This window comes from Brevundimonas sp. (assembly GCF_036405315.1).
Taxonomy (GTDB): Bacteria; Pseudomonadota; Alphaproteobacteria; order Caulobacterales; family Caulobacteraceae; genus Brevundimonas.
In genome coordinates this window covers 23018-34144 of the sequence record NZ_DASWXW010000061.1, presented here as the reverse complement: position 1 = coordinate 34144, position 11127 = coordinate 23018, and the positions used below count along the sequence as shown (strand labels likewise).

Annotated in this window: 11 protein-coding genes; 10 read left to right on the top strand and 1 reads right to left on the bottom strand. The window is 68.5% G+C overall.

Annotated elements, in window-relative coordinates; genetic code table 11:
- The 4 genes from VGE49_RS04335 to alr form a co-directional block, all read left to right on the top strand.
- A partial coding sequence (locus VGE49_RS04335) for a DOPA 4,5-dioxygenase family protein (protein ID WP_331033353.1) occupies positions 1-525 on the top strand: 525 nt, incomplete at its 5' end.
- Positions 526-589: 64 nt separating this feature from the next.
- The gene (locus VGE49_RS04330; protein WP_331033352.1) at positions 590-958 is read left to right on the top strand and encodes a hypothetical protein; all 369 of its coding nucleotides are present in this window, start codon (positions 590-592) and stop codon (positions 956-958) included.
- Between the two features lie 450 nt (positions 959-1408).
- Positions 1409-2902 carry a replicative DNA helicase gene (locus tag VGE49_RS04325; RefSeq protein WP_331033351.1) on the top strand — a complete coding sequence of 498 codons (1494 nt, stop codon included), beginning with the start codon at positions 1409-1411 and terminating at the stop codon, positions 2900-2902.
- 51 nt (positions 2903-2953) lie between these two features.
- On the top strand, positions 2954-3991 hold the full coding sequence (gene alr, locus VGE49_RS04320) for an alanine racemase (RefSeq protein WP_331033350.1): 1038 nt from the start codon (positions 2954-2956) through the stop codon (positions 3989-3991).
- Positions 3992-3993: 2 nt separating this feature from the next.
- Here alr and VGE49_RS04315 read toward each other — a convergent pair whose 3' ends face one another.
- Entirely contained in the window at positions 3994-4635 is a 642-nt protein-coding gene (locus tag VGE49_RS04315; protein WP_331033349.1) for a YIP1 family protein, read from the bottom strand.
- A gap of 159 nt (positions 4636-4794) precedes the next feature.
- Between VGE49_RS04315 and radA the strand changes: the two genes are divergently transcribed.
- The 6 genes from radA to VGE49_RS04285 all read left to right on the top strand — a co-directional run bounded on the left by radA (position 4795) and on the right by VGE49_RS04285 (position 10859).
- Positions 4795-6168, top strand: coding sequence for a DNA repair protein RadA (gene radA / locus VGE49_RS04310; protein ID WP_331033348.1), 1374 nt, complete (start codon positions 4795-4797; stop codon positions 6166-6168).
- A 45-nt stretch (positions 6169-6213) separates the two neighbouring features.
- The gene (locus tag VGE49_RS04305) at positions 6214-6750 is read left to right on the top strand and encodes a CvpA family protein (protein ID WP_331033347.1); all 537 of its coding nucleotides are present in this window, start codon (positions 6214-6216) and stop codon (positions 6748-6750) included.
- Positions 6751-6831: 81 nt separating this feature from the next.
- The gene (gene purF / locus VGE49_RS04300; protein ID WP_331033346.1) at positions 6832-8337 is read left to right on the top strand and encodes an amidophosphoribosyltransferase; all 1506 of its coding nucleotides are present in this window, start codon (positions 6832-6834) and stop codon (positions 8335-8337) included.
- 6 nt (positions 8338-8343) lie between these two features.
- Positions 8344-8685, top strand: coding sequence for a VOC family protein (locus VGE49_RS04295; protein ID WP_331033345.1), 342 nt, complete (start codon positions 8344-8346; stop codon positions 8683-8685).
- Between the two features lie 43 nt (positions 8686-8728).
- Positions 8729-9490 (top strand): SDR family NAD(P)-dependent oxidoreductase, encoded by a 762-nt coding sequence (locus VGE49_RS04290; RefSeq protein ID WP_331033344.1) that lies wholly within the window; start codon positions 8729-8731, stop codon positions 9488-9490.
- 100 nt (positions 9491-9590) lie between these two features.
- Positions 9591-10859 (top strand): O-antigen ligase family protein, encoded by a 1269-nt coding sequence (locus VGE49_RS04285; RefSeq protein WP_331033343.1) that lies wholly within the window; start codon positions 9591-9593, stop codon positions 10857-10859.
- Positions 10860-11127 lie beyond the last annotated feature (268 nt).

Below are 11127 nucleotides of genomic sequence, written 5' to 3'. Positions count from 1 at the left end.
CCGGCCGAAGCGGCGGTGCAGGTCGGCGACGACAGCACCCTCAGCCCCTGGGGCGCCCGCCCCAAGGGCCCGCCCGAGCCCCTGCCGCGCGGCGTGGACCTGCCCGCCGCCCCGCGCGCCTACACCGAGATCAGCAGCTATCACGCCCACGTCTACTTCAACGAGGACACGGCCTACCGTGCGGCCCAACTGCGCGACTGGGTCATCCATCGCTTCAAGGTGGAGTTGGGCGAATGGAACGAGGGCCCTCGCGGGCCCCACACGACTCCCTCCTTCTACTTTGGCTTCGCCAGGGAGCAGGTGCCGACGGTCGTCCCCTGGCTGATGCTCAATCACCTGGGACTGAAGATCCTGATCCATCCGAACACCGACGATCCCTATGCCGATCATCTGATCAACGCCCTATGGATCGGCGAAACCCAGCCGGTGAACGCCTTCCGCATGGCGCGCTCGGCCAAGGCGGCGGGCGGAGATGTCGAGCGCATCTACCCCAACACCCTGCCGACCCTTCCCCTGGAGACCTGACAGCGTTCATCGAGTGTTCATCGACAAGCAAACAAGCTGGACCGTTCCAATCGGAGGGGTCCCCATGACGAAGGCCACGCTCGTCCTCGCCGTCGCCGCCAGCCTGTGGGCGAGCGGCGCCAGCGCCATGACGGTTCAGGAGTTCCTGACCTCGGCCAACCGCATCCCGCGCAATCCGACCGCCCTGCTGCGGTCGGACACGCGGCGGCTGATGAACGAAATCAACGGCGCCTTCAAAACGGTCGGCGACGAACAGGAAGCCGCTCAGGCCGCCGGGCGGCGCCCCGCCACCTGTATCGCCAAGGGCGCCAAGATCCGCCTGTCGCCGGACATGATCCTGAACCGCTTCAACGCCATCCCGGCGGCGCGTCGCAATATCAGCGTCACCCAAGCCGTGCGCGAATGGATGGCGGCGGAGCACCCCTGCCCCTAGCTGAAGCCAAGGCCTCGCTTGCCTGAGGGGCGATCCTTCCCATCTGCGACGGATGCCGTTGCGAGCGTTCCTGATCGCGACCACCCTGTGGCTGGCCGCTGCATCCTCCGTCCTGGCCTCGGACATGACGGTGCAGCAGTTTATGGCCGTCGCCGACCGCATTCCGCACCATCCCACGGCCGTCCGGCCGTCACCTGCATTCCGCCTTCCGGCACGGGCATCACCGCCCGAACCCTGCTCGCGCGGTTCAACAGCCTGCCAGCAGCGCGTCGAGGCGACAGCGTCACCAAAGCCGTGCGTGACTGGATGGCCGAACGCTACCCCTGCACCCCATAGGGTCCGCTGATCCGACAGGGGTTTTTCGGACCGTCCACAGGGCGAAACGGATGTCCACGACCAAGGCGACGCCCGTATCTGACGCAGCACGCGCTTAGGGCTATGCGTATTTCAATGAACGCCTTCGCCCCCATGCCCTACGGAAACGATCAGGTCTCCGTCTCGTCCATGCCCCACAACCTTGAGGCGGAGCAGGCGCTGCTGGGCTCGCTGATGTTCGACAACGCCGTGTTCGAGCGGCTGAGCGACCGTCTGCGCGGCTCGCACATGTACGAGCCCTTCCACCAGCGGCTGTTCGAGGCGATCGAGGACCACATCCGTCAAGGCCTGCTGGCCGAACCGACCATCCTGATGGAGCGGTTCAAGCAGGACCCGGCGTTTCATGAGTTCGGCGGTCTGCGCTACCTGGCCGATCTGGTCGACCGCGCCCCCCCGGCGGCGAATGCGCCCGACTACGCCCGCGTCATCTATGACCTGGCTCTGCGCCGCGACCTGATCCGCATCGGCGGCGAGATGATCAAGGAGGCGCCCAACCCGGACACCCCCGCCGACGAACAGATCGAACAGGCCGAACAGACCCTCTATTCGCTGGCCGAGACGGGCAAGCCGTCGTCGGGCTTCGTCAGCTTCTCCACCGCCCTGGCCGGCGCCGTCGAAATGGCGGGCGAGGCCTATCAGCGCGAAGGCAAGCTGGCCGGTCTGGCCACCGGCCTGAACGACCTGGACCGCAAGCTGGGCGGCCTGCACCCGTCCGACCTTCTGATCCTCGCCGGCCGTCCGTCGATGGGTAAGACGGCGCTCGCCACCAACATGGCCTTCAACGTGGCTCGCGCCTATCAGTGGGAGCCGACGCCCGAGGGCCGCAAGACGGTCAACGGCGGAGTCGTGGCCTTCTACTCGCTGGAAATGAGCGCCGAACAGCTGGCCATGCGTATCTTGGCCGACGCCTCCGGCGTCTCGTCGGACAAGCTCCGCAAGGGCGAAATCGACGCCTCTGACTTCGGCAAACTGCGCGACGCGGCGGTCGAGATCGGCGAGAGCCCCCTCTATATCGACGCCACCGGCGGCATCTCCATCTCCAAGCTGGCCGCGCGCGCACGGCGCCTGAAGCGGATGGAGCACGGCCTGGACCTGATCATCGTCGACTACCTGCAGCTGGTGACGACGGGCGAAGGCGGCGGCCAGAAGAACCGCGTGCAGGAAGTGTCCGAGATCACCGGCGGTCTGAAGGCCCTGGCCAAGGAGCTGGGCGTGCCGATCATCGCCCTGTCGCAGCTGTCGCGTCAGGTCGAACAGCGCGAAGACAAGCGGCCCCAACTGTCCGACCTGCGGGAATCCGGCTCGATCGAGCAGGACGCCGACTGCGTCATGTTCGTCTATCGCGAAAGCTACTACCTGGGCCGGGCCGAACCGCGTGAGGGCACCGAAGAACACCTGCAATGGCAACAGGACATGGACCGCCTGCAAGGCCAGGCCGAAGTCGTCATCGGCAAGCAGCGTCACGGCCCCATCGGCATCGTCAAGCTGGCCTTCGACGCGGACACCGTCCGCTTCGGCAACCTGGCCCACGACGACCGTTATGGTGCCTATGCGGATATTCCGGAGTAATTCGCCCCAAAGGTCGTGGCGCCGCACAAATCTTGCGGCATAAGGGCCTTCATGTCCCTCCCCGCCTCCCTCACCGTCGATCTCGGCGCCCTTGCGCGCAATTTCCACACCCTGCAGGCCATGACGGGCGTGCCGGTCAATCCGGTCGTCAAGGCCGACGGCTACGGCCTGGGCGCCGCCGCCGTGGCCAAGCGGCTGATGGCCGAAGGCGCGCGGACCTTCTTCGTGGCGCGGGCGGCCGAGGGCGTGCTGCTGCGCGAGGCCGTCGGGCCTGAGCCGGTCATCTATGTGCTCGACGGCTGTCACGGCCAGTCGGCGGCCATGATCAAGGCGGCGAACCTGCGCCCGGTGCTGAACCAGCCGGGTCAGATCGCGGCCTGGACGGCGGCGGGCGGCGGGGCTTGCGGCCTGCAACTGGACACCGGCATGAACCGGCTGGGTTTCCGCGTTGAGGACGCGCCCGAGCCGTTCGAGGGGCTGGAGTTGGTCATGACCCATCTGGCCTGCGCCGACGAACCGGCGCATCCGCTGAACCGGGCCCAGCGCGACGCCTATGCGGCGGCCGTCACCCGCTATCCGGGCGTGACGCGGTCCTTCGCCAACTCGGGCGGCTGTTTCCTGGGCCCGGACTTCGCCTTTGACGTCGTGCGCCCCGGCATCTGCCTGTTCGGCGGCGGGCCTGAAGGCAAGCCGGACAGCCGCATCGCGCCGGTGGCGACGCTGAACGCCCAGATCATGCAGGTGCGCGACGTGCCGGCGGGCGAGACGGTCGGCTATTCTCAGGGCTATCGCGCCGAGGCGCCGATCCGCGTGGCGACCTGCGGCGCCGGCTATGCCGACGGCGTCATGCGCAGCAACAGCCCGCGTGGGCAGATCTGGGTGGCCGGCGAGCTTCGCCCGATCATCGGCCGGGTGTCGATGGACGTACTGGCGGTGGACGTCACCGGCCTGGACGTGGCGGCCGGCGACACGGTCGAAATCTTCGGCGCCAACCGTCTGGTGGACGACGCGGCGACGGCGGCGGGAACCATCAGCTACGAGATGCTGACCTCGATCACGCCGCGCGTGCCGCGCCTCTACGTCGGCTAAGTTCAGCTCAGGGCCAACGCGCCCAGGCCGACCGTGCCGACCACGAAACTGGCGACCACGCCGGCGGCGATGGCGCCGACCACCATCCACAGGACGATGGCGGAGACGACGACGACGGCCGTGTAGCCCAGGGCCTTGTCCTGCGGCGCCTTCATCACCGTCGGCAGGCCGAGGTAGAGCAGGTAGAAGCCGTAGAGGCCCAGCAGCCCGCCCAGCCAGGCCAGGGCGGGGAACAGGTTGAAGATGGACGCGACCCAGGCCGCCGTCATCGAATAGACCGCGACCTTCATCGCCTGGACCTTGTCCTTGGTCCCGTTAAAGGTCGGAGCCAGTGCGTCGATGATCAGGCCCAGAACGAAGACAGAAAGCAGCGACAGGCCCCAGGTCACGATGGCGCCCAGCACGCCGCCGACCATGGGCGTCCGCATCACCGAACCGAAGATGTGGATCGGGAACAACTGCCCGCCGATCAGGCTGGCGACCGGGCCGATCGCCGCCAGGATCATGGCGTAACGGGCGAACAGGCTGCGCGTCGTGGCGTATTCGGCATCGATCACCGGCCATTCCAGCTTGGGCCGCATCAGGATGTTCTGCACGCGGGCGATGAGGCCCGGATCAATGGCGGGCGGATTCGGAGCGGTCATGAAGGCCTCGGCGGGGTTGAGTCGTAACGACGCTATAGCTTGGCAGGATGACGGGCATATGAGGCTCGATGCAAGTCCGCCGCCCACCCTGCGTCAGACCCGGACGCAGCCCTGCGCATGCCCCCTCGCCCGCGCCGCGATTCCTGCTAGGTCAGGGTCATGGCGCGCGACACCCTTCTCTATATCTGTCAGTCCTGCGGGGCGGTTCACTCCAAATGGTCCGGGCAATGCTCAGCCTGCGGCGAGTGGAATAGCCTGGCCGAGGAATCCAAGTCGGCGCCGCCCGGCGCAATGAAGCGCGCCTCGACGGCGCGCGGACGCGGTCTGACGTTCGAGACCCTGCAATCCGACACGCCCGAACCGCCACGCATCGTCACCGGCGTGACCGAGTTCGACCGCGTCTGCGGCGGCGGCGTGGTGCCCGGCTCGGCCATCCTGCTGGGCGGCGACCCCGGCGTGGGCAAGTCCACCCTGCTGCTGGAGGTCACGGCCAAGGCCGCGCGCAACGGCGCCCGCGTGGCCTACATCTCGGGCGAAGAAGCCATCGAACAGATCCGCGCCCGCGCCAAGCGCATGGGCGTGGCCGACGCCGCCGTGTCCCTGGCCTCCGCCACGGCCCTGCGTGAAATCCTGACGACGCTGAAACGCGACAAGTTCGACATCGTCATCATCGACTCCATCCAGACCCTGTGGTCCGACGCCCACGAGGCCGGGCCCGGCTCCGTCACACAGGTCCGCGCCTGCGCCGCCGAACTGGTGCGGCTGGCCAAGGACGGCGGCCCGGCCATCGTCCTGGTCGGCCACGTCACCAAGGACGGCCAGATCGCCGGGCCGCGCGTGGTCGAACACATGGTCGACGCCGTGCTCAGCTTTGAGGGCGAGCGCGGCTATCCCTTCCGCATCCTGCGCGCGGGCAAGAACCGCTTCGGCGCCACCGACGAGATCGGCGTCTTCGAGATGAGCGACGTCGGGCTGCGTGAAGTCATCAACCCCTCCGCCCTCTTCCTCGGCGAGGGCAAGGAACGAGCGCCGGGCGCCGCCGTTTTCGCCGGGATCGAGGGATCACGCCCGGTTCTGGTGGAGATTCAGGCCCTGGTCGCGCCTTCCGCCTACGGCACGCCGAGGCGTGCGGTCGTGGGCTGGGACAACGGCCGCCTGGCCATGCTGCTGGCCGTGCTGGAGGCGCGCTGCGGCCTCGGCTTCGGGGACAAGGACGTCTATCTGAACATCGCCGGGGGCTTGCGGATCAACGAGCCCGCCGCCGACCTGGCCGCCGCCGCCGCCCTGATTTCCTCGGCCCTGGACATGCCCCTGCCGCAGGGCTGTGTCGTCTTCGGCGAGATCGGCCTGTCGGGCGAAGTCCGCGCCGTCAATCGCGCCGAGGCCCGGTTGAGAGAGGCCAAGAAGCTGGGCTTCGACCGCGCCCTCGCCCCGCCCCAGGCCAAGGACAAGGTCAAGAAGGGCGACGTCGCCGTCACCGCCGCCGGACTGCTGTCCGAGGTGGTCGAGCGAATCTCCCAAAATCGGTATTGAACCGCTATTGAGGCGGCTTCTCCTTCTTCAGCGATTGCAGCGCGCGTGACCGGCTACGATGTCTTCGTCATCCTTGTGCTTCTGGCCTCCGGCGCTGCCGGCTGGTTCCGGGGCGGCGTGCGCGAGCTGACGGCCTTCTTCAGCTTCTTCCTGGCCGGGCTGCTGGCCCTGATCACCCTGCCGTGGACCGCGCCGTTCGGGCGGTCGCTGGTCGATCCCGACTGGGCCGGATCGGTGCTGGCCGTGGGCCTGACCTTCCTGATTCTCTATTTCGGTCTGCGCCTGCTCGGTTCGGCCATTTCCAAAGGCGCGCGCGGAAACGCCCTGGGCGCCTTCGATCAGACCTTCGGTCTGGCGCTGGGCGCCGTGCGGGCCCTGGCCCTGATCGGGGCAGTGCACCTGACCGTCATGGGCGTCATGACCGATAATCCGCCGCGCTGGCTGACGGGAGCGGCCCTGTCGCCTGTCAGCGAAGGCTCGGCCAAGGCCATTCAGATCGTCCTGCCGACGCTCGGAAAGGGCGCCGACGCCCTGACGCCGGTGGTCGGATCTTCCGTCCGCGAAGGGTTTTCCGATCAATGAGCCTTGCCCTAGACGCAATGGCGGACTACGTGCGCGGCGCCGCCGCCTGAGTTATATTGTCCCGGTCATCGGAGCCTGACGATGCGCCACCATATCGCCGATCCCATCGTTCACCGCGAACACTGGCGCGAGCCGGAGGACGACCAGCTTCGGCTGGAGTGCGGCGTCTGCGGCGTCTGGGGCGCGCCCGAAAACGAGGCCTCCTCCATCGTGGCCCTGGGCCTGCACGCCCTGCAGCACCGCGGCCAGGAAGCCTGCGGCATCGCCAGCGTCCATGACGAACGCTTCTACACCGAGCGCCACATGGGTCTGGTGGGCGAAGCCTTCGGCAACGCCGAGCTGACCACCCGCCTGCCCGGCGGCGCCGCAGTCGGCCACACCCGCTATTCCACCGCCGGCGGCAGCTTCCTGCGCAACATCCAGCCGATGTTCGCCGATCTGGACCAGGGCGGCATCGCCATCGCCCACAACGGCAACCTGACGAATTTCAAATACCTGCACGGCCAGCTGGTCTCGGAAGGCGCCATCTTCCAGTCCACCTCGGACTCCGAGGCCATCCTTCACCTGATCGCCCGCAGCCGTAAGGCCAAGATCGTCGAACGCTTCATCGACGCCCTGGGCCGCATCGAGGGCGGCTACGCCCTGGTCGCCCAGACCCGCTACAAGATGATCGGCGCCCGCGACCCGCTGGGCATCCGTCCGCTGGTGCTGGGCAAGGTCGGCGAAGCCTGGGTTCTAGCCTCCGAGACCTGCGCCCTGGACACCATCGGCGCTACCTTCATCCGTGACGTCGAGCACGGCGAAGTCGTCGTGATCGACGAGGACGGCCTGACCTCGATCAAGCCCTTCCCGGCCCGCGCCGCCCGCCCCTGCCTGTTCGAGTATGTCTATTTCGCCCGCCCCGACAGCGTGGTGAACGGCCGCTCGGTCTATAATGTCCGCAAGGAAATGGGCCGCCGTCTGGCACGCGAGTTCCAGGTCGAGGCCGACATCGTGGTGCCGGTGCCCGACTCCGGCGTGCCGGCGGCCCTCGGCTATGCTCAGGAAAGCGGCATCCCCTATGAAGTGGGCATCATCCGCAGCCACTATCTGGGCCGAACCTTCATCCAGCCCAGCCAGGGCGCCCGGCAGAAGGGCGTGCGCATGAAGCACAGCCCCAACCGCTCGGCGCTGGAAGGCAAGCGCGTCGTGCTGATCGACGACTCGATCGTGCGCGGCACCACCTCGCTGAAGCTGGTCCGCGCCGTCCGCGCGGCGGGCGCCAAGGAGGTTCACCTGCGCTCGGCCAGCCCGCAGATTCTGTATCCCGACTTCTACGGCATCGACATGCCCGAGCGGACGCAGCTGATGGCCGCGACCCACACCATGGACGAGATGCGCGCCATTCTGGAGGTCGACTCCCTCGGCTTCCTGTCCATCGACGGCCTCTACGACGCCCTGGGCGCCGGGCCGCGCGATCCGGCCCAGCCCCAGTTCACGGACCACTACTTCACCGGCGACTATCCGACCCGGCTTCTCGACCGCGAAATCGCCGAGGGCGGCCGGGACGCCAAGGGCGGGCAACTTTCCCTGCTTGTGACCGCTTAAGGCGGTATGATCCAGCTCGGCTACTTCACGCTCGACACGCCCGACATCGAAAAGGCCCGCGCCTTCTACGCGGGTCTGTTCGGCTGGACCTACGACGAAGCCGCCTCGCACCCGACCTACGCCCATGTCAGCGGCGGCCAGCCCGCCTTCGGCATCACCAAGGGCGAGCATCGGGCCTTTCCGCACCTCTACTTCCGCGTGGACGACATCCACGCCGCCTGCGCCCGCGTGAAGGAACTGGGCGGGCACGCGGCCATGCCGGCGGAAAGCCCGTCGGGCCTGTCCGCCGTCGTCGCCGACGATCAGGGCGTCAGCTTCAGCCTGTGGCAGCCCGCCCCGGGCTATTGAACTGAGCCTTTCGCCCGACGGCGGGTCGCGCTATCAGCGGGCCATGTCCGAACACGCTTCCCTTCCCCTCGCCAATCGCATCGCCCTGGTCGTCGGCGCCTCGCGCGGCATCGGCTACGAGACCGCCCTGGCCCTGGCCAAGGCCGGCGCCCACGTCGTGGCGACCGCCCGCACGCAGGGCGGCCTGGAAGAGCTGGACGACGCCATCTTCGCCGCCACCGGCCAGCACGCCACCCTGGTCCCGTTCGACCTGGTGGACGGGGGCGCCATCGACCGCCTGGGCGGCGCCCTGTTCGAGCGTTTCGGCAAGCTGGACATCTGGGTTCAGGCTGCCGCCACCATGGGCCCGTCGGGTCTGACGCCGGTCGCCCACGCCGAGCCGCGCGAGTTCGCCAAGGTCGAGAAAATCAACTTCACCGGCGTCTATCGCCTGATCCGCTCGCTGGAGCCGCTGCTGCGCGCCTCGGACGCCGGCCGCGCCGTCTATCTGACCTCGAGCGTCGCGACCAACCCGCGCGCCTTCTGGGGCATGTATGCGGCGACCAAGGCCGGGGCCGAGAACCTGGTCAAATGCTGGGCCGACGAGGTCGAGAGCACGCCCATCCGCGTCGCCGTCGTCGATCCGGGCCGGATGCGCACCCAGATGCGCGCCCAGGCCTTCCCCGGCGAGGACCCGGAAGGTCTGCCCCACCCGTCCGAGATCGGCCCTCTGATGGTGGAACTGGCCCGTCCCGACTTCACGCCGCCCCTGACCGTCAGCTTCAAGGACTGGAAGCACGGCCTGTCGGCGGACGCCCTGGTCTAGGACAGCGCCCATGTCGATCCAGTCGCCGGGGGGCCGACTTTCAGGACCGACGACACATTCCGTTCGACTCACGGCTGACCGGACGCGGCGCTCCGGTCCGGTGGCGCGCGCGACTCCCTATGCCGACATCCTGGCCTTTCTGGCCTCGGTGCTGATCGTGCTGATCTATTCGCAGTCGTGGGCCGCGCCGATGACGGGCTACGGCGCGCGCTCGGCCGACTTCCTGCGCAACGGCTACTACCCCGCCTACGCCCTGGCGGTCGGACTGGTGATGATCCGGCCAGGCACGGCGCTGCAAGCCCTGGCGCGTTCGCCCCTGCTGATCCTGCTGCTGGCGCTGACGGCGGCGTCCTTCCTGTGGTCGATCAGCCCCGACGTGACCTTGCGCCGAGTGATGGCCCTGCTGTTCACCACCCTGGGCGGGGTGGCCCTGGCCGCGCGCTGGCGCTGGACCACCCTGACCGAGATCTTCGCCACGGCCATGGCGGTGATGATGGTCGCCTCCCTCTTCCTCGGCGCCCTGATGCCCGACTGGGGGCGGATGCACGAGATCTTCCCCGGGGCCTGGCGCGGCCTGTGGCTGGAGAAGAACGCCCTGGGCGAGAACATGGGCCTGGCGGCCCTGTTCATGACGGCGGCGGCGATCATGGTCCCGGCGCGACGCCGCCTGTGGCTGATCTGCGCCGCCGTGGCCTCGGCCCTCGTGATCCTTTCGACCTCCAAGACCGGCCTGGTGGTGCTGATCCTGTCCTTCGCCAGCATGGGCTTCGTCGCCCTGGTCAAGGCCGGGCCCAAGCGCGCCATCGTCGGCACCTGGCTGGCCGTGGTGGTCCTCTGCGCCGCCCTTCTGGTGGTCGTCACCCGCAGCGACCTGATCTTCGAATTGCTGGGCAAGGACGCCACCCTGACCGGCCGGACCGAGATCTGGAGCGGCATCCTGCATCAGATGCAGCAAAGGCCCTGGACCGGCTTCGGCTACGGCGTGGTGTGGGACGATGCGTCGCCGGGCGGTCCCGCCGCCTGGATCGCCCATGAGGCCAAGTTCAGCGCCGCCCACGCCCACAGCGGCTGGTTGGAGGTCTATCTGGCGCTCGGCCTGCCCGGCGTCATAGTGTTCGGGGCCTGGTTCATCGAGATGTGGGGGCGCTCGCTGTGGGCCGCCTACGCCCGCCCCGCGGGGTGGCTGCTGATGCCGATGATGACGGCCTACACCCTGACCATGCTGACCGAGAGCATCACCATGAACTGGCACAATCTGCGCTGGGTGTTGTTCGTCGCCCTGGCGCTGAAGGCGGTCATCGGCGATCAGGACGCCCCGGCGCGTGCGGTCCCGGCCTCTCGCCGCACGCGACGGCCGCGTCCCTTCTAGGCCGCGACGACCAGCTGGGCCGTCATCGCCGCGTGGAAACGGTAAAATAGGTCAAGGTCCCCGCCGACCGCATCACCGCCGTCCGGGTCGCCCCGGGCGGCAGGTCCACGTCAAAGGCCTGGTTCCGCGCCGTAGCCGAGTGCCGGAAAAGGTCGCGATCGACCCAGGCCGCGGTGTCGCCGACGCGCACGCCCGTCGATGCCGGGCCGAACTTCATCTTGTCGATGAGGATCGTGTGCGTCCGGGCGGCGGCGACCGCCGGGAGCGC

Coding starts and splice junctions, on each gene's coding strand:
- VGE49_RS04330 (WP_331033352.1), top strand. CDS start 590: ATGACGAAGGCCACGCTCGTCCTCGCCGTCGCCGCCAGCCTGTGGGCG.
- VGE49_RS04325 (WP_331033351.1), top strand. CDS start 1,409: ATGAACGCCTTCGCCCCCATGCCCTACGGAAACGATCAGGTCTCCGTC.
- alr (WP_331033350.1), top strand. CDS start 2,954: ATGTCCCTCCCCGCCTCCCTCACCGTCGATCTCGGCGCCCTTGCGCGC.
- VGE49_RS04315 (WP_331033349.1), bottom strand. CDS start 4,635: ATGACCGCTCCGAATCCGCCCGCCATTGATCCGGGCCTCATCGCCCGC.
- radA (WP_331033348.1), top strand. CDS start 4,795: ATGGCGCGCGACACCCTTCTCTATATCTGTCAGTCCTGCGGGGCGGTT.
- purF (WP_331033346.1), top strand. CDS start 6,832: ATGCGCCACCATATCGCCGATCCCATCGTTCACCGCGAACACTGGCGC.
- VGE49_RS04295 (WP_331033345.1), top strand. CDS start 8,344: ATGATCCAGCTCGGCTACTTCACGCTCGACACGCCCGACATCGAAAAG.
- VGE49_RS04290 (WP_331033344.1), top strand. CDS start 8,729: ATGTCCGAACACGCTTCCCTTCCCCTCGCCAATCGCATCGCCCTGGTC.